21 protein-coding genes are annotated in these 21,012 nt (G+C 67.9%); 9 read left to right on the forward strand and 12 right to left on the reverse strand.

Translation table 11 applies throughout. The annotated features are described in order from the left end of the window. The 6 genes from AAFF27_06190 to AAFF27_06215 are packed head-to-tail and all read right to left on the reverse strand — an operon-like array spanning nucleotide 1 to nucleotide 6,161. Entirely contained in the window at nucleotides 1–525 is a 525-nt protein-coding gene (locus AAFF27_06190) for a chemotaxis protein CheW (protein XAH24780.1), read from the reverse strand. A 29-nt stretch (nucleotides 526–554) separates the two neighbouring features. Further along, entirely contained in the window at nucleotides 555–2,213 is a 1,659-nt protein-coding gene (locus tag AAFF27_06195; GenBank protein XAH24781.1) for a methyl-accepting chemotaxis protein, read from the reverse strand. Nucleotides 2,214–2,233: 20 nt separating this feature from the next. Beyond that, nucleotides 2,234–4,330 carry a chemotaxis protein CheA gene (locus tag AAFF27_06200; protein ID XAH24782.1) on the reverse strand — a complete coding sequence of 699 codons (2,097 nt, stop codon included), beginning with the start codon at nucleotides 4,328–4,330 and terminating at the stop codon, nucleotides 2,234–2,236. Continuing rightward, nucleotides 4,327–4,632: an STAS domain-containing protein gene (locus AAFF27_06205; GenBank protein XAH24783.1), complete on the reverse strand. Its 306-nt coding sequence runs from the start codon at nucleotides 4,630–4,632 to the stop codon at nucleotides 4,327–4,329. The genes AAFF27_06200 and AAFF27_06205 overlap by 4 nt, the downstream gene beginning before the upstream one ends. Next, nucleotides 4,629–4,997, reverse strand: coding sequence for a response regulator (locus AAFF27_06210; protein XAH24784.1), 369 nt, complete (start codon nucleotides 4,995–4,997; stop codon nucleotides 4,629–4,631). Before AAFF27_06210 ends, AAFF27_06205 begins: the two co-directional genes overlap by 4 nt. A gap of 12 nt (nucleotides 4,998–5,009) precedes the next feature. Continuing rightward, entirely contained in the window at nucleotides 5,010–6,161 is a 1,152-nt protein-coding gene (locus tag AAFF27_06215; protein ID XAH24785.1) for a methyl-accepting chemotaxis protein, read from the reverse strand. A gap of 272 nt (nucleotides 6,162–6,433) precedes the next feature. Here AAFF27_06215 and AAFF27_06220 point away from each other — a divergent pair, with 272 nt between their 5' ends. Continuing rightward, nucleotides 6,434–7,450 carry an AraC family transcriptional regulator ligand-binding domain-containing protein gene (locus tag AAFF27_06220; protein XAH24786.1) on the forward strand — a complete coding sequence of 339 codons (1,017 nt, stop codon included), beginning with the start codon at nucleotides 6,434–6,436 and terminating at the stop codon, nucleotides 7,448–7,450. Nucleotides 7,451–7,561: 111 nt separating this feature from the next. Here AAFF27_06220 and pcaG read toward each other — a convergent pair whose 3' ends face one another. Both pcaG and pcaH read right to left on the reverse strand, forming a co-directional pair. Next, on the reverse strand, nucleotides 7,562–8,191 hold the full coding sequence (gene pcaG / locus AAFF27_06225; GenBank protein XAH24787.1) for a protocatechuate 3,4-dioxygenase subunit alpha: 630 nt from the start codon (nucleotides 8,189–8,191) through the stop codon (nucleotides 7,562–7,564). An 11-nt stretch (nucleotides 8,192–8,202) separates the two neighbouring features. After that, complete coding sequence (gene pcaH, locus AAFF27_06230; protein XAH24788.1) at nucleotides 8,203–8,931, reverse strand: protocatechuate 3,4-dioxygenase subunit beta; 729 nt, start codon at nucleotides 8,929–8,931, stop codon at nucleotides 8,203–8,205. Nucleotides 8,932–9,024: 93 nt separating this feature from the next. Between pcaH and AAFF27_06235 the strand changes: the two genes are divergently transcribed. Further along, nucleotides 9,025–10,002, forward strand: a complete 978-nt coding sequence (locus tag AAFF27_06235; GenBank protein XAH24789.1) for a LysR substrate-binding domain-containing protein — start codon at nucleotides 9,025–9,027, stop codon at nucleotides 10,000–10,002. Between the two features lie 38 nt (nucleotides 10,003–10,040). Here the strand turns inward: AAFF27_06235 and AAFF27_06240 are convergent, their stop codons facing one another. The 4 genes from AAFF27_06240 to AAFF27_06255 all read right to left on the reverse strand — a co-directional run bounded on the left by AAFF27_06240 (nucleotide 10,041) and on the right by AAFF27_06255 (nucleotide 13,127). Further along, a complete protein-coding gene (locus AAFF27_06240) occupies nucleotides 10,041–10,472 on the reverse strand; it encodes a DUF1841 family protein (protein XAH24790.1) in 432 nt (143 codons plus the stop codon). Nucleotides 10,473–10,583: 111 nt separating this feature from the next. Then, complete coding sequence (locus AAFF27_06245; protein ID XAH24791.1) at nucleotides 10,584–11,990, reverse strand: GAD-like domain-containing protein; 1,407 nt, start codon at nucleotides 11,988–11,990, stop codon at nucleotides 10,584–10,586. 50 nt (nucleotides 11,991–12,040) lie between these two features. Beyond that, the gene (locus tag AAFF27_06250) at nucleotides 12,041–12,238 is read right to left on the reverse strand and encodes a hypothetical protein (GenBank protein ID XAH24792.1); all 198 of its coding nucleotides are present in this window, start codon (nucleotides 12,236–12,238) and stop codon (nucleotides 12,041–12,043) included. Between the two features lie 88 nt (nucleotides 12,239–12,326). After that, complete coding sequence (locus AAFF27_06255) at nucleotides 12,327–13,127, reverse strand: IclR family transcriptional regulator C-terminal domain-containing protein (GenBank protein ID XAH24793.1); 801 nt, start codon at nucleotides 13,125–13,127, stop codon at nucleotides 12,327–12,329. Nucleotides 13,128–13,269: 142 nt separating this feature from the next. On the opposite strand from AAFF27_06255, the gene AAFF27_06260 reads away from it, so the two are divergent. From AAFF27_06260 to AAFF27_06290, 7 genes are all read left to right on the forward strand, one after another. Further along, nucleotides 13,270–13,971, forward strand: a complete 702-nt coding sequence (locus tag AAFF27_06260) for a 3-oxoacid CoA-transferase subunit A (GenBank protein ID XAH24794.1) — start codon at nucleotides 13,270–13,272, stop codon at nucleotides 13,969–13,971. Nucleotides 13,972–14,006: 35 nt separating this feature from the next. Continuing rightward, complete coding sequence (locus tag AAFF27_06265; protein ID XAH24795.1) at nucleotides 14,007–14,654, forward strand: 3-oxoacid CoA-transferase subunit B; 648 nt, start codon at nucleotides 14,007–14,009, stop codon at nucleotides 14,652–14,654. A 26-nt stretch (nucleotides 14,655–14,680) separates the two neighbouring features. After that, complete coding sequence (gene pcaF, locus AAFF27_06270; protein ID XAH24796.1) at nucleotides 14,681–15,886, forward strand: 3-oxoadipyl-CoA thiolase; 1,206 nt, start codon at nucleotides 14,681–14,683, stop codon at nucleotides 15,884–15,886. 5 nt (nucleotides 15,887–15,891) lie between these two features. Next, nucleotides 15,892–16,872 (forward strand): tripartite tricarboxylate transporter substrate binding protein, encoded by a 981-nt coding sequence (locus AAFF27_06275; protein XAH24797.1) that lies wholly within the window; start codon nucleotides 15,892–15,894, stop codon nucleotides 16,870–16,872. Between the two features lie 64 nt (nucleotides 16,873–16,936). Beyond that, on the forward strand, nucleotides 16,937–17,665 hold the full coding sequence (locus tag AAFF27_06280; GenBank protein ID XAH24798.1) for an SDR family oxidoreductase: 729 nt from the start codon (nucleotides 16,937–16,939) through the stop codon (nucleotides 17,663–17,665). 215 nt (nucleotides 17,666–17,880) lie between these two features. Then, the gene (locus tag AAFF27_06285) at nucleotides 17,881–18,885 is read left to right on the forward strand and encodes a tripartite tricarboxylate transporter substrate binding protein (protein XAH24799.1); all 1,005 of its coding nucleotides are present in this window, start codon (nucleotides 17,881–17,883) and stop codon (nucleotides 18,883–18,885) included. 241 nt (nucleotides 18,886–19,126) lie between these two features. After that, nucleotides 19,127–21,004, forward strand: coding sequence for a TonB-dependent receptor (locus tag AAFF27_06290; protein XAH24800.1), 1,878 nt, complete (start codon nucleotides 19,127–19,129; stop codon nucleotides 21,002–21,004). Nucleotides 21,005–21,012: the final 8 nt, after the last annotated feature.

Consider the following 21,012-nt stretch of genomic DNA (forward strand, 5'->3'; position numbering starts at 1 on the left):
TCAAGCCGGTGCCACGGCGTCTGCCGTGGCGGGTGCCTCGGCCAGCGCGCCGATCTCGTCCAGCGCCAGCACGCTGTCGGTGGCCAGCAGCACGACGAAGCGGCCGCGCACCTTGCCCATGCCCTGGATGAAGTCGCTGCGTATGCGTGCGCCAAAGCTGGGCGCGGGCTCGATGTCGGCGGGCGCGATGTCCAGCACCTCGCTCACCGAATCGACCACCAGGCCGATCACGTGCTGCTCGCCCTTGTCGGCCAGGTCCTCGGCGCCGGTCTCGACGATGACGATGCAGGTGCGCTTGGTCACCGGCGCCGGCTGGCCGCCAAAGCGCACCTGCAGGTCCACCACCGGCACCACGGCGCCGCGCAGGTTGATCACGCCGCGCACTGCGGGCGGCATCATGGGCACGGTGCTCAGGTCGCTGTACTCGATGATTTCCTTGATGGCGAGGATGCCAATGGCGTACATCTCGCCGCCAAGCGAGAAGGTCAGGTACTGCCGGGGCTCGGATGCGGGTGCTGCGCTCATGCTGCGGTCTTTCGCGGACACATGGCCGCTCAGAAGCGCACGAACTTGGATTCATCCGGGCCGTCGGCGCCGGCCAGCGCCAGCCCGCCGACCGCGCCCAGCCCGCCCGGCGGGCGGCGCATGGCAGGCGCCTTGGGCTTGGGCCGCGCGGCACGCTGTGCCACGGCGGTGGGCAGGCCGTGGTCCAGCCGGAAGAAGGACATGGCCTGCTGCAGCTGCTCGGCCTGGCCGCTCATTTCTTCCGCCGTGGCGGCCAGCTCTTCGGAGCTGGAGGCGTTCTGCTGCGTGGTCTGGCTGAGCTGGCTGACGGCGGCATTGATCTGGCCAACGCCGGAGGATTGCTCTTCCGATGCGGCGGTGATCTCTTGCACCAGGTCGGAGGTCTTGCGGATGTTGGGCACCATCTGGTCGAGCAGGCGGCCGGCGCGCTCGGCCAGCTCGACGCTGGAGCCGGCGACATCGCCAATCTCTTGCGCCGCGACCTGGCTGCGCTCGGCCAGCTTGCGCACCTCGGCCGCCACCACGGCAAAGCCCTTGCCGTGTTCGCCGGCCCGTGCGGCCTCGATGGCGGCGTTGAGCGCCAGCAGATTGGTCTGGTAGGCGATGTCGTCGATGATGCCGATCTTCTGCGCGATCTGCTTCATGGCCGCGACGGTGGCGCGCACGGCTTCGCCGCCCTCGGTGGCTTCTGCGGCGGCCTTGGTGGCCATGCCGTCGGTGACCTTGGCGTTGTCGGTGTTTTGCGATATCGAGGCGGTCATCTGCTCCATCGAGGCGCTGGTTTCTTCCACGCCTGCAGCCTGTTCGCTGGAGGCCTGCGACAGCGACTGCGCGGTGGCGCTGACTTCTTCCGACGCGCCGGCCAGGGATTCGGCGCCGGCATTGACCTCGGCCACCACCTGCGACAGCTTGGTCACCATGTTGCGCATCGCCAGCAGCAGTTGGCCGGTCTCGTCCTTGGAGCGCACGTCTATCTGCATGGTGAGATCGCCCGCGGCCAGGCGATCGGCCACCTCCACGGCGCGGCTGATGGGGCGGCTCACGCTGCGGCTGATGAGCCAGCCCAGCGCCACGCCCAGCAGCAGGCCGATGGCGCTGACCGAAAGCAGCAGGTGCCGGTTGCTGAGGTAGATGGCATCGGTTTCGTCGTTGGCCTGGGAGGCGCGGGCCTCTTTCTGCAGGCTCAGCTCGGTCATCAGGCTGTCGAGCACGTCGCCTTTCTCGCGCACCGATTGCAGGGCGCGCACCAGGGTCTCGTCATGTTCGGCCAGCCGCTGCTGGGCCGCCAGGGCCATGGTGCGCTGCAGCTCTTGCTGGTAGTCCTCCCAGCCCTTGTCGAAGCTGGCGAACATCTCGCGCGCACGCTCGGTCACGAACAGCGGCTTGGCCTTGTCCAGGTTGGCCTTCACGGCGTCGGAGTACTTGCGGATGGACTGCAGCTGCGCATCGCGCCCAGCCGTGGTGGTGGACAGCAGGAAGTTGCCGCGCGCGCGGCCGATGTAGATCAGGTTGATGTTGGCCTCCTTGATGTAGGAGAGCCCGAGCAGCTCGTTCTTGTACATGGCCGTGGCCAGGTCATTGATGCGGCCAGAGGCCGACAGGCCGAACATGCCGACCACCACGCTGATGGCCGCGACCAGCACGAAGCCGGCGATCAGCCGCACACCTATCTTGAAGTTCGAGAACATGGTTTTCCTTTGAGATCCAGTCAGACGAGAAGCGGGGCACCCTGCGCCAGCGGCGGCGGGCTGCCTTCGCGGCCGTCCACCAGGGCGGGGATGTCGAGGATCAGCGCCACGTCGCCATTGCCGCGGATGCTCGATCCGCTGATGCCGCGCGCCTGGCCGAACAGGCGCGACAGCGGCTTGATGACGGTCTGTGATTCGCCAAACAAGGTGTCCACCACCAGGCCGACCTGCTGGCCGGCGTGGCGCACGATGACGATGTTCTGCCGCGCCGGCGGCGCCCCGCCAATGTCGAACAGCGCGCGCAGCCGGATGAAGGGCAGCACCTTGCCGCGCAGGTCGAGGTAGTCGCGGCTGCCGTCGTCGCGGAACTCTATGCATTCGTCCACCATGTCCAGCGGCACCACGAACACCGAGCGGCCCACGCCCACCTGGAAGCCGTTGATCAGCGCCAGCGTGAGCGGCAGCCGCACCGTGACGGTGGTGCCGCGGCCGGGCGTGCTGGCAATGGCGATGCTGCCGCGCAGCGCCGCGATGTTGCGCTTGACCACGTCCATGCCAACGCCGCGCCCGGACAGGTTGGTGACCTGCTCGGCGGTGGAGAAGCCGGGCTCGAACACCAGCGCGTAGGTTTCGCTGTCGCTGAGCTGGCGGCCAGGCTCGATCAGGCCGCGCTCCAGCGCCTTGGCCAGGATGCGCTCGCGGTCCAGGCCGCCGCCGTCGTCGCGGACCTCGATCACGATGTGGCCGGACGCGTGGTACGCATTGAGCGTGACCGTGCCCTGCGCCGGCTTGTCGCGCGCCAGGCGCAGCGCGGCGGGCTCGATGCCGTGGTCCATGGCGTTGCGCACCAGGTGCGTCAGCGGGTCGCCGATCTTCTCGATCACGGTTTTGTCGAGTTCGGTGTCTTCGCCGTTCAGCACCAGGGAGATGTCCTTGCCCAGTTCGCGCGCCACGTCGTGCACCATGCGCCTGAAGCGCGCAAAGCTGGTGCCGATCTTCACCATGCGCAATTGCAGCGCGCTGTCGCGCACCTCGTCGACCAGGGCGGTGAGCGTGGCCTGGCATTCCTGCAGCGCCACGTTGCGCAGGCTGCGCGCCACCAGGCCGGCGCTGGCCGATGCGGTGACCAGCTCGCCCACCAGGTTGATCAGGCGGTCGAGCTTGTCGGCGTCGACGCGGATCGATGCGCTTTCGGGGGCCTTGGCTTCTGGTGCGCGCTGCGGCGGCGCGGCAACGGCGGGCGCGGCGGTGGTGGCCATGGCGTTGGCAAGCGCCGCGGCTGGCAGGCTGCCGCAGCGCACCAGCAGTTCGGCCAGCAGGGCGGGCGGTTCGCCCAGCGCGGCGATCAGCGCCAGGTAGTCGGCCACCGGACTGCGCGGCGGCAGGATGCGCACGCCGCAGTCGTCGCGCACGAACTCGAATGCGCCCTCAATCGTGGCCAGCTCGGCCTCGCTGGCCAGGCCCAGCTCCAGGCCCAGGTAGCAGCGCTCCGCGTCCAGTGCCTGCAGCGGCGGCACGCTGCCGGGCAGCAGCGCCACGCCGGTGATGCGGCCGATGCGGCCCAGGTAGCGCAGGAAGGAGATCGGGTCCATGCCGTTGCGCAGCACCTCGGCGCCAAAGCGCAGCGACAGGTGCCAGTGGTCGGCGCCGCCTTCGCCGCCGTCACCGGCCACGGGCGCCACTGCGGTACTGGCGGCGCTGGCGCTGACGGCAGGCGCCGGGGCCGGCGCCGCGCCAAGGTGCTGCTGCAGCTGTGCCAGCAGTGGCACGGCGCGGTCGGCGGTGCCGGGGTCTGGGGTGCCGCTGGCCAGTGCTTCCACCTGCATGCCGATGTGGTCGGAGCAGCCCAGCAGCAGCGCCACCAGCGGTTCGTCCAGCGCCAGGGCGCCGTCGCGCACGCGGTCCAGCACGCTCTCCAGCACGTGGGTGAAGGCCACGATGTCGTCCAGCGCAAACAGCCCGGCCGAGCCCTTGATGGTGTGGGCGGCGCGGAAGATGGCGTTGACCGCGTGCTGCGAGTCGTGCGCGGGCAGCACGCCCAGCAGCGCGTGCTCCATGTCCTGCAGCAGCTCGCGGCTTTCGGCGATGAAGGTGGGCAGTGCCTCGTCGAGGTTCATGCGCGGCCCGCCGTCAGTGCCTCGTCCAGGCCGAACAGCGCCAGCGTGTTGCGCACGGCGGGGCTGGGCCGGGCCAGGCGCAGCGGCTGGCCCTGGCCGGCGGCGGTGGCGCAGGCCGCCAGCAGCAGTTGCAGGCCGGCGCTGTCGAACTCGGTCACGCCAGACAGGTCTATGGTCAGCGGCTGGTCGCCCTGCAGCGCCTCCATCAACTGCTCGCGCAGCTCGGCGGCGCGGTAGATCGTCATGTCGCCTTCGATCCGCAGCATGGCGTCGATAGCGTCGGAGGGGGACGCCGGCATCATGGCAGCACCAGCTTTTCGACGGCGGCCAGCAACTGCGCAGGCTGGAAGGGCTTGACCACCCAGGCCTTGGCGCCGGCGGCCTGGCCTTCGCGCTTCTTGGCCTCCTGGTTCTCGGTGGTCAGCATGATGACCGGCGTGAAGCGGTACAGCGGCAACTGCTTGACCTGCTTGACGAAGCTGATGCCGTCCATGTGCGGCATGTTCACGTCGCTGATGATCAGGTGCACTTTCTGGCCGGTGAGCCGGGCCAGCGCCTGCTGGCCGTCCGTGCCTTCGATGACCTCGTAGCCCGCGCCGCGCAGCGCAATGCCGACGGCCTGCCGCATGGAGGCGGAGTCATCGACGACCAGTATGGTTTTTGCCATGGAAAGGGGTCCTCAGAAAAAAGTGATTTCTTCGTGCCGGGCCGGGGTGCTGGCTGCGGCGCCGTGGTGCACCTGGCGCTCGTCGGCCATGGCGTAGGTGCTTTCCAGCTCCTGCAGCAGCGCGGCGGCATGGATGGGCTGCAGCACGCCGGCGCGCTCGCAGGCCTGGCAGTGCTCTTCGATCACCTGCGGCAGGCGCTCGATGTTGGCGCGCACGTGGCCCATGATCTGGCCCACGCGGTCCTGGAACTGCAGTTGCACCAGCGCCTCGTGCACTTCGTCGCGTATGCCCTGGCTGCCCAGGCGCAGGGTCTCGGCCGAGTCGGCCAGCGCGCCGGAGAAGTCGCGGTAGCCGGCCAGCACCGACTGGATCTTCAGCTCGGACGCCTGCAGCACCTGGGTCTCTGCGCGGTTGGCGTCTTCTGCGGCGTCGCGGGTGCCGGCGATGGCGGCGCTGATGGCCTCGATCTTTTGCGCGATCTGGGCCCCAGCCTCGCCCGAGACCTTGGACAGCAGCCGCACCTCTTGCGCCACGGTGGCAAAGCCACGGCCGCGCTCGCCGGCATGCGCGGCCTCTATGGTGGCGTTGATGGCCAGCAGGTTGGTCTGCTGGGCAATGCGCGAAACTGACTCGGCCATCTGCCCGAGTTCAGTGACGAAGCCCTGCAGTTCCTGCACCCGGGCCAGCAGCGCGGCCTTGCTGCGCATGGCTTCGCGCAGGGATTCGACGACGGTCTCGAGCTCCTGCTGGCTCTCGGCATGCACCGCGCCGGCGCCGGCGGTGGCGTCGCTGCCGGCGGACTGGCGCAGCGTGTCTTCCAGGCGCTGCACGATGCCGCCAAAGCGCAGCGCCAGGTTGGAGATAGCGCTGTCCATCTGGCCGCGCGAGGCCTCGATCTGGCCGGACCAGACCGGTGCCAGCGCGGCGCCAAAGCCGCGCTGGCTGTGCAGGTAGCGCTGCAGTTGTTCTTGCCGCTGCCGCCGGCCGCGCCAGGCGTGGTGAGCGGCGGCGGCGCCCAGCGCGGCCAGCACGGCTGTGGCCAGCCAGCCGGCGGTCTGCCAGGGCGCGGGCGCGACGCGGGCCAGTGCGGCCACCGCCAATGCACCCAAAGCCGCGAGGGCGGGGGCGTGGATGGAGTGCCGAATTTCAGGGGGAATAGCCATGTCGTAATTTCGACTGTTGCAGTGCAGCAATGAAGGGACCATTCCGGCCAAAACAGGACCCACGCGGCCAATGTCCGCCGGGCCGGCGCATCAACAGCACCCTGGGAGGGGGCTTCGGAAAGAATGCACGCGGTCCAGCCGCCATGGGGACACCGTCATCTTGGGAGCGCATGCATCGAATTCATCTTTCACACAGGGCGGGCGAGGATCGGCAGCCGGGGCCTGCGCCCGGTGCAGGGGCGGGCGCAGCGGGCGCCCAGCTTTCGCAGCACGTGGCCGACTTGCCAGCGGTGCTGGCGCGCGCGCTGGTCGCCGGCATGCGCCTGCGCGGGCAGGACCCGGAGCCGCTGTGCCGCGGCCTGGGCTTTGGCCTGGACGACCTGGACCTGGTGGAGTTCCGCATCTCTTACGCGCAATCGGTGCGCATGGCGCGGCGCGCGCTGGCGCGGCTCAACGAGCCCGGCCTGGGGCTGCAGCTGGGCAGTGGCTTGAACGTGGTGTCCTGGGGGCTGGCCGCGCTGGGCATGATGGCCTGCGACACGCTGCACGAGATGCTGGAATTCGCGGTCGATGCGCAGCATGCGATGGGCAGCCTGCTGGAGCTGCGCACCGAGCGCTCGGCGCGCTGGTTCTCGATGCTGGCCCATGTCCGCCCGGGTGACCCGGACGTCACGCCCTTCCTGGTCGACACCGCCTTTGCCGCGATGCTGCGCGCCTGCCGCGTGCTGGTGCAGCCAGAGATCAATCCCCTGTCGGTGGACCTGGCGATAGAGAAGCCGGCGCACTACGCGCAGTACGAGGAAGTGTTCCGCTGCCCGGTGCAGTTTGGCCAGCCGGCCAACCGCATGGCCTTTGCGCTGCATGCAGTGCCCGTGCCCACCGCAGATCGCCGCACGCGGGCCGCGGTGCAGGCCCTGATGGCGCAGGAAGAAATTCACAGCGGCGCCTACACGCTGGACCTGACCGCCTCGGTGGTGCGGGCGATCCGCCACAACCTGGCGCGCCCGCCGGGCCTGAAGGCCATTGCCGCCGAGCTGCATTTGAGCGAGCGCACGCTGCGCCGGCGCCTTGCCGAGGCCGGGCACAGCTATGCCGGGCTATTGGCCGAAGAGCGCCGGCAGCGCGCGCTGTCGCGGTTGGCCCGGCCACGCCATTCTTTGGCAGAGATCGCCGCCGAGGTGGGGTTCTCTGACCCGCGCAGCCTGCGCCGCGCCGTGCAGCGCTGGACCGGCGGCACGCCCGGCGCCTGGCGCGCCAAGGCGGGTTCGGGCTGGAATCTTTCGCTATGAAATAAATAGCTGGATGCCCGGGTGCTTCCTGAATTTCAGCATGTTTTATACCTGAAATGCAGGTTCTGCCTGGGCATGCCGCTATCTATTTTGAAATTCCACGGCGCCGCCTCAGACGTCGAAGAACACCGTTTCCTGCGGGCCCTGCATGTGGATGTCGAAGCGGTAGACCACGCGCCCGCCGGCTTCGCTGCGCTGCGCCACCAGCGTGTCGCGGCGCTCGGCCGGCACTGACTGCAGCACCGCATCGGCGGCATTGGCCTGCGCCTCGTCGCTGAAGTAGACGCGCGTGAAGGCGTGCAGCAGCATGCCGCGCATCAGCACGATCACGTGGATGTGCGGTGCCTGGCCTGCGGCTTCAGCGCCGGGCTTGACGGTGTCGAACTGGAAGCGCGCTTGCGCGTCAGTGCCGGTGCCGGTGCGGCCAAAGCCGCGGAAGCCGCTTTGCACGGCGGCGGCGCGTGGCGCGGCGCTGGCTTGCACGTAGTGGCCGCTGGCGTCGGCCTGGTGGATCTCGATCATGGCGTCGGTCACCGGGTTGTTGTCGCCGTCGTAGACCACGCCTTCCAGGCGGATGTGCTCGCCCTGGGCATTGGGGTAGGCCAGCACCGCGTCGAAAGGCTGGTCGAAGTCGTAGCGGTACTGCTCCGCCGTCAGGCCGTAGGCAAAGTACGGGCCCACGGTTTGCGAGGGCGTCTGGCCGAAGCTGTTGCGCTGGGCGCTCATCAGGTCATTGCTCATGGCGGGGCTCTTTATTTCTTGGTTTCGAAGGGCGTCTCGTCGGCGCCGCGCAGCACGATGTCGAACTGGTAGCCCAGCGCATAGCCTTCTTCGGTCAGGTCCAGCGTGAAGTCGGCCACCAGGCGCGCGCGCGCCTTCTCGGGCGTGCCCTGGAAGATCGGGTCGTACTGCAGCAGCGGGTCGCCGGGGAAGTACATCTGCGTCACCAGGCGGCTGGCAAAGTGCTGGCCAAACAGCGACAGGTGGATGTGCTGCGGGCGCCAGGCGTTGGGGTGGTTGCCCCAGGGGTAAGCGCCGGGCTTGATGGTGAGGAAGCGGTAGCGGCCCTCGTCGTCCGTCAGGCAGCGGCCGGCACCGAGAAAGTTCGGGTCCAGCGGCGCGTCGTGCTGGTCGATCTTGTGCACATAGCGGCCGCAGGCGTTGGCCTGCCACAGCTCGACCAGGGTGTTGCGCACCGGGCGGCCGCGCTCGTCCACCACGCGGCCGGCCAGCACCATGCGCTCGCCGATCGGCTCGCCGTTCTTGCGTGCGTTGCGGGTCAGGTCATGGTCCAGCGCGCTGATGCTGTCGTGGCCGTAGACCGGCTGGTTCAGCTCGCCCAGGGCGGCCTTGAGCGGGATCAGCGGCTTGGTCGGGCCGCGCTTGCCGGTCGATTTGTAGCCGGGGTAGAGGTAAGGGGAATGGCTGCTCCAGTCACGCGGCGTGATGAGCGTGCTGGGGGTCTGGGTCTTGGTCAGCATGGGGTCTCCTGTGGGGCAAACACGGTGCGGATTCTCGGCTGGCGCTTGCATGATGTAAATTGAAGATTCAAGCAATTTGCATGACTGCTGGTTATGAAAGAAACAAGCGCCTCATCTTCCTCCTTTGCCCGCAATGTGCAACTGCGCCATCTGCGCTGCCTGGTGGCAGTGGCGCAAGAGCGGCACCTGGCGCGCGCTGCCGCGCGGCTGGCGCTCACCCAGCCGGCCGTCTCCAAGACCCTGGCCGAGCTCGAAGCGCTGGCCGGCACGCGCCTGGTGGAGCGCGGCGACGCCGGCCGCCGCGGCGTGCAAGGCCTGTCGGCCGCAGGCGAGCAACTGCTGGCCCATGCGCTGCGTGTGCTGGAGGCGCTGGACGCCAGCGCCCAGGTGCTGGCGCCGGCCTCTGGCGCCGGGCCCGAGCGCCTGCGCATAGGCGCGTTGCCCAGCGTGGCCCCGGCCCTGCTGCCGCAGCCGCTGGCGCGCCTGCGCGAGCGCCGGCCCGGCCTGCAGATCACCGTGCGCACGGCGGCCAACGCCGTACTGCTGGAAGACCTGCGCGCCGGCGAGCTGGACCTGGTGGCAGGCCGCATGAGCGACCCGCGCCTGATGGAAGGCCTGAGCTTTGCGCTGCTCTACAACGAGCCGCTGGCCTTTGTCGTACGCCCCGGCCATCCGCTGGCGCGGCGCGCGGCCTCGGTGCCGGCGGTGCTGGCCTACCCGTTGGTGGTCTACGGCGAAGGCACCATCCCGCGCCTGCATACCGAGAGCTTCTTTGCCGCGCTGGGCATTGCATTGCCGGCGCACACGCTGCAGACGCTGGACGTGTCCCTGGCGGGCCTGCTCACCGCGCAGTCGGACGCGGTCTGGATCACGCCCCAGGGCGCTGCCGGCGAAGACCTGCGCGCGCGCCGCCTGCTGCGCCTGCGCATCGACACCACGGGCACCGAGGAGGCGGTGGGGCTGTTGCTGCGCAGCGATGCCGCGCCCTCTGCTGCGCGCGATGAGATGGTGTCCCTGCTGCGACTGGCCGCCAAGCGGCCTGTGGCGCGCAAGACGGCAAGCCGCAGATGAGCCCGCGACCCACCCAAGAACACCGCGTAGCCTGGGGGTTAGTCCCGCGTGGCGCGTCGCTGCACGCAGGCGACATAGGCATTGCCATCCGGCGGGCGGCCGGCGCGCTGGCTTTCCCAGAGCATGCTGCCCAGGCACTCCATCACCTCGTGGTGCGCGTCGTGCAGCGAGCCGCGGCGCGCGGTCAGCAGCTCTACCGCCTGGCGTATGCCGCGCGGCTGGTCGATCGAGCATTGCTCGCTGATCGACAGGTGCATGGAGAGATGAAGAAAGGGGTTTTCGCGGTCGGCGCCTTCGTACACGCGCACTAGCGCGGCATCGACATCGGCCAGATCGGCGTGGTACTCAGGGTGCTCCGCGATCCACTGGCCGGCCAGCACCTCGATGGCTTCCATCGGGGCGTCGCTGCGCGATTTGGCATAGACGGAACAGAAAAAACGGCGGACATCCTGCTGGGTGGGATTGAACATGGTGGCGGCAGCGTAGCACGGTGGATGGGGCCGTCGTGTGCAGGCGATTCAGGTGTCACGCAAGGGGTAGCAGCGGCGCTGCGCCAGGTCCTCGCCGCGGTGCCTGGCGCTTCAATCTGCGCGGCTCACCAGCACGTCGCCCACCTGCGGTCCATTGACGATGGCACCCGCCGCGTCGCGTTCCACGTGGACGCCGACCCCGCAGCGCTGCGGGTCCATCCGCCACACCCAGCCGCGGAGATCGCGCGGACTGCCCTTGGGCGACATGAGCGGCATGTTCATGCGCAGCCCGTCCGCGCTGCCCAGGCTGACCCGAACCATCAGGGTGGAGTCCTCCGGTTCGTCGTCGGGGTCAAGCTCAACAATCGTGGCCCGCAGCGGCTCGCGGTGCACCAGGGCCTGCAGCGCGGCCGGCAGGTCCTCGAAGGGCGGTGCTTCCATCCCGTCGGAGTCCTCGTCTGGGAAAGCATCGCCCAGCCGCACAGGCCGGAAGTAGTACTCAGAACTGTCCATGGTGCCGCGCCCGCCAATGGCTGTTGCCATGCTTTCCAGGTGGGCGGCCTGCAGCAGCAGCGGCCCGCCGCCGCTGCGCATCAGGTACAGATCGGCATCGTTGTCGTCACCGCCCGATGAGTCGCTGTTGAGCTCCAGGTCCAGCTGCAGCAGGCAGTCGCCCCGATCGGTCTCCAGCACACGGTAGCCGCCGCTGTAGTGCCGCATGCCCGATGCCTCGCCCGTCTTGTGGTGGTTCTTCCAGAAGAGCAGTTGGTAGCCGCCATCCGCATCGAGCATGAGCAGCCGGCGCCAATCGATGTAGGTCGACAGGTAGAGCCCGTGCGCATGCTGCGCGTCTCTCTCCACGTCCTTGAAGGCCGCGCGGTAGTCGGTGGGTATGGCCTCGCCGATGCTGTTCGGCGGCGGCGCAGGGGGCGCCTGCTCGTGATCGACCTGCGTGCGCAGTTGCTGGTGAAGCGCGAGCGCATCGGCCCGAGTGATCTTCAGCATCTGCATGGACAGCAGCATGGGGTCGATGTAGTAGGCCTCGCCGGGTGCCAGTGCGCCGGCTTGCTGCTGCGCGGCGTCGAGCATGTTGGGCCTGGTGAGTTCATCGACCTCGCCCGGGTCGCACAAGGCGTGGTTGAACAGATCCACCATGTCCAAGCTCAGGAGGCCGGTGCTGCGGGCCACCGGGTTCAGTGTCGCGATGTCCTCATCCGTCGCCGTGAGCTTGCGGTAGAAAAGAAGAGTGCCGAACGGAGTGATCGCAATAGGCACGCGCATGGTGGTGCCGGGTGGCGAAACAATCCACCGGTCTAGCGTGGATTGCCATGCATCCGGATCAATCAGGCAGAGCTGCTGGCGGCCGTAGCGCCCCAGCCCATGTTTGCGCCACAGCTCCAGCAGCGCAGCTGGCAGCAGCCCCGCGTACTTGTCCAGCAACTCCTTGCTTGCCGGCACGCAGTCAGCGTGCGGCGGGTTCGTTTTGATGAATGGGTGAAGCTTGATTCGACCAAACATGGACTTCGATTTGCAGTAGGGGCGGATATCGGCGCCGCCTGCGCAAACGGCTAAGAACGATCAGGCAGCTTGGGCCACTTGCTGTACGCCAACCACCAGAGCATGCCCACATTCACCAAGGGAATGAAGAGCAGGACGGCCATGAGGCCGGGGTGGCCCGTGCGCGCGACGATGCGCCAAAGCGGTACGCCAAATATCACCAGGGTGGTCAGAAGGATGAGCCAGTGCTCAAACGAAAAGTTCACCATTCTCATGCGCTCCTTGCAGTTGCTGGAAACGCAATGTAGCGTGGTGTCTGCCTGCGCAAGACCTCTCCCGCGCTCTTCACGCGAAGGCTCAGCGCCCCTGCGCCTGCAGCCGCTGCGAGATCGCCTCCGTCGCCGCCAGCAACTGCGGCAGCACCTGCTGCTGCATGGCGTCCACGCCGACGCGGTTGACCTGGCCGCTCACGTTCAGCGCGGCAATGGTCTGGCCGCGGCGGTCCACGATGGGGGCGGCGATGGACACCAGGCCTTCTTCCAATTCCTGGTCCAGCAAACACCAGCCCTGTGTGCGGGCCTGGCGGATGCGGGCCAGCAGCGGCTTGATGCCGGTGACGGTGTGGCGCGTCAGGGCAGTGCGCGGTGTGGCTTCCAGCCGCGCGATCACGTCTTCGTCCGGCAGGCTGGCCAGCAGCACGCGGCCCAGCGCGGTAAAGCAGGCTGGCAGGCGCGAGCCCACGCCCAGGTTGATCTTCATGATCTTGTGCGTGGGCACGCGCAGCACGTAGACGATGTCGCTGCCCTCCAGCACCGCGGCCGAGCAGGATTCCTTCACCCGCTCCACCAGGTCTTCCATTACCGGCTCGGCCAGGTTCCACATCGGCATGGACGACAGATAGGCAAAGCCCAGGTCCAGGATGCGCGGCGTGAGGCTGAACAGGCGGCCGTCGCTCTCCACATAGCCCAGGGTCTGCAAGGTGAGCAGGATGCGGCGCGCGCCGGCGCGGGTCAGGCCGGCGTGCTGGGCGACCTCGGTCAGGGTCTGGCGCGGTGCGTCGGTGCTGAAGCTGCGGATCACCTCCAGCCCGCGCGCAAAGGACTGCACATAGCTGTCGCCAGGGCGGGGTGTCGGGGTAGCGGTGGGGGATGCGGTCACGGTGGAGACGGCGCAGAAAGTGAAGGTGGGTAAAATCCGAAAATTCATTATACGAACATAAGTTCGCTATAAGAACATTGGCGCCAGCCCTGGCGCATCCCCCTCCGCCGGCTGCGGCCGGCTTCTCCTGGAGACGATTCGCATGATCGACAAGATAGTGGCCAGCGTGGCTGATGCGCTGGCCGATGTGAAGGACGGTGCTACCGTGCTGATCGGGGGCTTTGGTACCTCCGGCAATCCCAATGAACTGATCGACGGCCTGATCGCGCACGGCGCGAAGGACCTGACCGTGGTCAACAACAACGCCGGCAACGGCGACACCGGCCTGGCCGCGTTGCTCAAGGCCGGCCAGGTGCGCAAGATCATCTGCAGCTTCCCGCGCCAGGTCGACAGCTATGTGTTCGACGAGCTCTACCGCAGCGGCAAGCTGGAGCTGGAGCTGGTGCCCCAGGGCAACCTGGCCGAGCGCATTCGCGCCGCCGGCGCCGGCATTGGCGCCTTCTTCTGCCCCACGGCCTACGGCACCGACCTGGCCAAGGGCAAGGAAACGCGCGAGATCAACGGCAAGCACTACGTGCTCGAATACCCCATCCACGCCGACGTGGCCCTGATCAAGGCCGAGGCCGGTGACCGCTGGGGCAACCTCACCTACCGCATGGCCGCGCGCAACTTCGGCCCGGTCATGGCCACCGCTGCCAAGCAGACCATTGCCACCGTGCACGAGCTGCGCGAGCTGGGCGAGTTGGACCCCGAGTCCATCGTCACGCCCGGCATCTATGTCAGCAAGATCGTCAAGATCGACCGCGTCGCCACCCAGGCTGGCGGCTTCAAGCAAGCGGCGTGATCCTTCGACAGGCTCAGGACGATCGGAACACACACATGACCTACCAAAAACGCACCAAGGACGAGCTTGCCAAGCGCGTCGCGCAAGACATCCACGACGGCGCCTACGTCAACCTGGGCATCGGCCAGCCCACGCTCGTCGCCAACCACATTCCCGCCGGCCGCGAGGTCATCCTGCAGAGCGAGAACGGCATCCTGGGCATGGGCCCGGCACCGGCCAAGGGCAGCGAAGACTACGACCTGATCAATGCCGGCAAGCAGCCGGTCACGCTGCTGGCCGGCGGCGCCTTCTTTCACCATGCCGACAGCTTCGGCATGATGCGCGGCGGCCATCTGGACATCTGCGTGCTCGGCGCATTCCAGGTGTCGGCCAATGGCGATCTGGCCAACTGGAGCACCGGCGAGGAAGGCGCCATCCCCGCCGTCGGCGGCGCGATGGACCTGGCCATCGGCGCCAAGCAGACCTGGGTCATGATGGATCTGCTGACCAAGCAGGGCGCCAGCAAGGTGGTGGCCGCCTGCACTTACCCGCTGACCGGGCTGGGCTGCGTCAAGCGCATCTACTCGGACCTGGCCACGCTCGAATGCACGCCGCAGGGCCTGAAGCTGGTCGACACCGTTGACGGCCTGTCGCGCGAAGAGCTGGAGAAGCTCATCGGCCTCCCGATCGCGCCCGCCGCCTGAACCATTTCAAAGAGACAAGGATTCCCATGAGCAACCAAGCCTTCATCTGCGACGCCATCCGCACGCCCTTCGGCCGCTACGGCGGCGCGCTCTCCAGCGTGCGTACCGACGACCTGGGCGCCATCCCGCTCAAGGCGTTGATGGCGCGCAACCCCAACGTCGATTGGGCGGCGGTCACCGACGTGATCTATGGCTGCGCCAACCAGGCCGGCGAAGACAACCGCAACGTCGCGCGCATGGCCAGCCTGCTGGCCGGCCTGCCGCTGGAGCTGCCGGGCGCCACCATCAACCGCCTGTGCGGCTCGGGCCTGGATGCGCTCGGCACGGCGGCGCGCGCCATCAAGTCCGGCGAAGCCGGCCTGATGATCGCCGGCGGCGTGGAAAGCATGAGCCGCGCGCCCTTCGTCATGCCCAAGGCCGAGTCCGCCTTCAGCCGCGCCAACGCGGTGTATGACACCACCATCGGCTGGCGCTTCGTCAACAAGCTGATGAAGCAGCTCTACGGCGTGGACTCCATGCCCGAGACGGCCGAGAACGTGGCCACCGACTACAAGATCAGCCGCGAAGACCAGGACAAGATGGCATTGGCCTCGCAGCTGCGCGCCGTGGCATCGCAAAAGTCGGGCTACTTCGACGCCGAGATCACGCCCGTGACCGTGCCGCAGAAGAAGGGCGACGCGCTGATCGTCTCCAAGGACGAGCACCCGCGTGACACCACGCTGGAAACCCTGGCCAAGTTGAAGCCCGTGGTGCGCCCCGACGGCACCGTGACCGCCGGCAACGCCAGCGGCGTGAACGACGGCGCCGTGGCACTGCTGCTGGCCGATGAAGCATCGGCCAGGAAGCACGGCCTCACGCCCAAGGCGCGCGTGGTTGGCATGGCCACTGCGGGCGTGGCGCCGCGCGTGATGGGCATCGGCCCGGCACCGGCCACGCAGAAGGTGTTGGCGCTGACGGGCCTGACGCTGGAGCAGATGGACGTGATCGAGCTGAACGAAGCCTTCGCCGCGCAAGGTCTGGCCGTGCTGCGCCTGCTGGGCCTGCAAGACAACGACCCGCGCGTGAACCCCAACGGCGGCGCCATTGCACTGGGCCACCCGCTGGGCGCCTCTGGCGCGCGGCTGGCCACCACGGCAGTCAACCAACTGCACAAGACCGGTGGCCGCTATGCGCTGTGCACCATGTGCATTGGCGTGGGACAAGGCATCGCCGTCATCCTGGAACGAGTGTGAACGGCTTGCCGCTTCGCCGCCGCGGCCTGTTGCTGGCCGGCATGGCTGCGGCCGGCCTGCCGGCCTGGGCCCAGATCGGTGCGGGCAGTGCGACCATCCGCATCATCGTGCCCTTCGCGCCCGGTGGCGGCAATGATGTGTTCGCGCGCCAGATGGCCAAGGGCCTGGGCGAGCTGCGCCAGCAGAACGTGATCGTCGAGAACAAGCCCGGCGCCGGCGGCAACCTGGGCACCGAGCAGGTGGTGCGCGCGGCCAGTGATGGCGGCACGCTGCTGCTGGGCCATACCGGCACGGTGTCCATCAATGCCGCGCTGTACCGGCACCTGAAGTACGACGCGCAGAAGGACCTGGCGCCGGTGGCGATGTTTGCTTCCTCGCCGCTGGTGTTGGTGGTGCCGGCGTCCTCGCTGGTCAAGACCGTGGCCGATCTGGTGGCACTGGCCGGGGCCGAGCCCGGCAAGATCAACTACGCCTCCAGTGGCGCCGGCACCGGCGGCCATCTGACGGGCGAGATGTTCGGCCAGAAGGCTGGCTTGAAGATCAGCCACATCCCTTACAAGGGCACGGCTCCGGCCCTGGCCGATCTGGCCGGTGGGCAGGTGCAGATGATGTTCAGCGTGATCCCGCCGGCACTCGCCCTGGTCAAGGGCGGCCGCTTGCGGGCGATTGCCGTGACCAGTGCCCAGCGGTTGGCCACGCTGCCCGATGTGCCGACCATTGCCGAATCTGGCGTGCCGGCGCTCGCGGGTTTCGAGAGCACGCTGACCTACGGCATCCTGGCGCCGCGCGGCACGCCCGCGGCAACGCTGCAGACACTGTCTGCGCAGATCGTGCAGGTGGCCGGCACCGCCGACTTCCAGTCGCGCCTGGGCATAGAAGGCGCGGTGCCCTTGCTGGGCGGTGCGCAGGAGTACGCGGCGCTGATCCAGAAGGAAAGCGCCAAGTGGGCCGACATCGTCAAGGTGTCGGGCGCCACGGTCGATTGATCCGGTGTGGGTGCTGGCCGGCTCATCTGCCGTGCCTGCCCATGCCCGTTTTTGAAGAACTGAAATGAGCCAACAAGAAGTCTCCGTGGTCACCGGCGCCAGCGCCGGCATTGGCCGTGCCATTGCCGAAGCACTGCTGGCGCAGGGCCGCACCGTGGTCAACCTGGACTACAACCAACCCGACTGGAGCCACGAGCGCCTGGTGTCCTTCCAGGCGGATCTGACCAACGAGGAGCAGACCCGCGCCCGCGCCACCGAGATCGCCGCGCAATACCGCGTCGTGGCCCTGGTCAACAACGCCGGCGCCACGCGCCCCGGCACCATAGACACAGCCACCAGCGCCCAACTGGACGACGTGGTCGGCCTGCACCTGCGTGCACCGATGCTGCTGGCGCAGGCCTTCCTGCCGGCGCTGCGCGCCTGCGGGCATGGCCGCATCGTCAACATGTCTTCGCGCGCAGCGCTGGGCAAGGCGGACCGCATCGTCTACTCGGCCACCAAGGCCGGCATGATCGGCATGACCCGCACCATGGCCATGGAGCTGGGCCGCGACGGCATCACCGTCAACGCCATCGGCCCGGGCCCCATCGCCACCGACCTGTTCCGCAAGAGCAACCCCGAAGGCGCACCGCAGACGCAGCGCATCCTCGATGGCATTGCGGTGGGCCGCATGGGCACGGCAGAAGACGTGGCGCGCGCCGCGCTGTTCTTTCTGGCGCCTGAGAACGGTTTTGTCACTGGCCAGATCCTGTACGTGTGCGGCGGTGTCACCCTCGGTCAAGCACCGGTCTGAACGCAACACCTCCAGGCTACGCCCTTCGCGTCTTCGCCTGCCCCTCAAGGGGACACATCCAGCGGGCCCGGCGGAGCTGGTTCCGCGGATGTCTGCTCCGCGGCCTTTGGGTGACTCCCTGAATAACTACGCAGCGCCTGGCGGTTACCACCACGGAGCGCTGCATCCCTGCCCGCCATCCATGGGCGTCCTTCGCTAACCAGAGACTTACCGCCATGTCCTTCTCCATCCGTTCCTCCGCGGCGCTGCCGCGTCGCGCCGTGCTGCTTGGCGCTGCTGCCGCCACCCTGGCCGCCATGCCGGCGTTTGCCCAGCAGGCCTGGCCTGCGGCCAAGCCCATCACCATCATCGTGCCCTTCGCTGCGGGCGGCACCACCGACATCCTGGCGCGCATCGTCGGCCTGCACCTGGGCACCGAGCTGGGCCAGCAGGTCATCGTCGACAACCGCGCCGGCGCGGGCGGCAACATTGGTGGCCAACTGGTGGCACGCTCGCCGGCTGACGGCTACACGCTGCTCATGGGCACCGTGGGCACGCATGCGATCAACCAGTCGCTCTACAAGAAGATGCCCTTTGACCCGATCAAGGACTTTGCACCGATCTCGCGCGTGGCCAACGTGCCCAACCTGCTGGTGGCCAACCCACAGCAGCCGTTCAAGACCGTGCCCGAGCTGATCGCCTACGCCAAGGCCAACCCGGGCAAGGTCAACTTCGGTTCCTCGGGCAATGGCAGTTCCATCCACCTGTCGGGTGAGCTGTTCAAGAGCATGGCCAAGGTCGACATGGTCCATGTGCCCTACAAGGGCAGCGCGCCGGCCGTGACCGACCTGCTGGGCAACCAGATCGCCATCATGTTCGACAACCTGCCTTCGTCCATCCAGTACGTGCGCTCGGGCAAGCTGCGCCCGATCGCCGTGACCACGGCCAAGCGCTCGCCCGAGCTGCCCGACGTGCCGACCATCGCCGAAGCCGGCGTGCCGGGCTATGAGGCCACCTCGTGGTTCGGCCTGCTGGCCCCGGCCAAGACGCCCAAGGCCATCGTCGACAGGATCGATGCCGCGTTGATCAAGGTGCTGGCCAACCCCGACGTGAAGAAGCGCCTGAGCGAGCAGGGCGCCGAGCCCTACGCCGAGACGCCCGAGCAGTTCGCCGCCTTCATCAAGACCGAGACCGCCAAGTGGGGCAAGGTGGTGCAGGAGTCGGGCGCCAGCCTGGACTGATGGTGGCGGCCTGCCCTGGCGCGGCAGGCCGCCAGGCCTGTTGCTGGGTGGCGACACATTTGGATGCCAAAGATGCAAGTTAGTAGCAGTTGATTGGCTTTCAGGCCCTGGTCCTTAACATCAGCGCCATGTTCTTTCTTACCGTTCGGCCCATTGAGACAGGGGCGGTACGCCCCTTTTCAGTGCTATTTGGCTCGCCACCTGCTGGACGGAAAAAAGTAACAGCTGCGCCTTACGCACCATGAAGACGGCCGCGCTGCGCAGAGGCCCTCTTGCCGTGCTGGCGGCGCTGGTATCGGGCGCTTGCTGGCTGCCCGCTGCCGCCGCGCAGGCCGAGGCGGTGCTGGATGTGACGCAGCGCCCCTTCGAGGAACTGCTCGGCACCGAGATCGTCACCGCCGCCAAACTGGCCCGGCAGGTCAGCGATGCGGCATCGGCCGTGTCCATCGTGACGGCGCAGGACATTCGTGCCTACGGCTATCGCACGCTGGACGACATCCTGGGCAGCATGCGCGGCCTGTACTTGTCGCACGACTTTCGCTATTCGTACCTGGGAGGGCGCGGCTATGGCGACCCGGGCGACTACGCCGGGCGCATCACGCTGCTGATCGACGGGTATGCCGCGCCCGAAGGCTACTTTGGCCAATCTTTTTTCGGCGAAGACGGCTTTCTGGATGTCGAGCTGATCGAGCGGGTGGAATACATCCCGGGCGCGGGCTCCAGCAGCTACGGCGGCGGGGCCTTTCTGGGCGTGGTCAACATCATCACCAAGAAGGGCGCGGACTTTGGTAGCACCCAGGTGGCGTTTGATTTCGGCAGCCACCATTTGCAGAAGCAGCGCATTACCTGGGGCCGGGCATTGGAGGGCGGAGGCGATCTGCTGCTGTCGGCCTCCCGCTATCGCAGCGAGGGCTACATCTTCCCGACCGATCCGAACTCGGACGCGACGGGCAGGGCCGGGCAGCAGAGCAACCAGCGCTTGTTTGTCAAAGGCAGCTTCAACGGCTGGACGCTCACGTCGGCCGCCGTGCAGCGGCCCATCGACATCCCCAGCAGCCCAGGTCAACGGGCGACTGACACCAGCGGCTTCACCAGCCTGAAGCACGACGCGGACCTGAGCCCGCAGCTCAAGCTCTCCACCCACGCCTACCTGGGGCGCTACCTGTACAGCGCCAACCTGGATGACGCAGGGGGCATGGAGACGAGCGCCAGCCGCTGGTGGGGCGTGGACACCAAGCTGGTCAGCACCAGGCTGGACCGGCACACCCTGGTCATTGGGGGGGAGTTCCGCAACGATGCCCAGCAGTCCTACCAGTCCAGCAGCGCGGTCAATGGCGACTACAGCAATAGCGTTCAACGCAAGACCCTGAGCCTGTATGCCTACGACGACATCACGCTGTCATCCCAGACGCAGCTCAACCTGGGGCTGCGCCACGAGCGCCGCGACAACCATACCGGCTTCACCAGCCCCCGTGGTGCCCTGATATGGACGCCGCAGCCGGGCCGCAGCTTCAAGCTTTCGACGGGTGTTGCGTATCTCCAGCCCACGCCTGATGCCGAGTCCTACCTGCCAGACGCCTCCATCGAGCGCTTGCGGACCACCGAACTGGTGTGGGAGCAGCGCCTGGCCGCAGCCACCCGGCTGACCAGCTCCATCTACCGCTACCGGATAGACCGGCGTCCGTTCGCCATTCCCCTGACCGTCCGTGGCGCCGAGCTCGAGCTGGAGCACCAATGGGCCGAGGGTTCCCGCCTGCGCACCAGCTACGCCTGGCAGGACACGCGCCGCGAAGACGGCACCTGGCGCATCAACTCGCCGCACCACAACGCCAAGTTCAACTTCACCACGCCGCTGCTGGGCGAGCGGCTGCGGATTGGCACGGAGCTGCAGGTGCTGGGGCCGCGCCTGCGCTATGACGGCAAGGAGCTCCCTAGCGCGGTGGTGGCCAACCTGACCCTGACGTCTCAGGGCTGGTGGCCGAACTGGCGGGCCAGCCTGAGTGTGCGCAATGCGTTCAATCGCCGCTATGCAGATGTGAAATACCCCGGCAATGATTTGCAGACCTTCCCCAGGGACGGTCGCAACATCTGGCTGCAGATCAGCCGGGATTTCAAATGATGCGCCGC

Source organism: Xylophilus sp. GW821-FHT01B05 (assembly GCA_038961845.1).
In the GTDB taxonomy this organism is placed as follows: Bacteria; Pseudomonadota; Gammaproteobacteria; order Burkholderiales; family Burkholderiaceae_C; genus Xylophilus.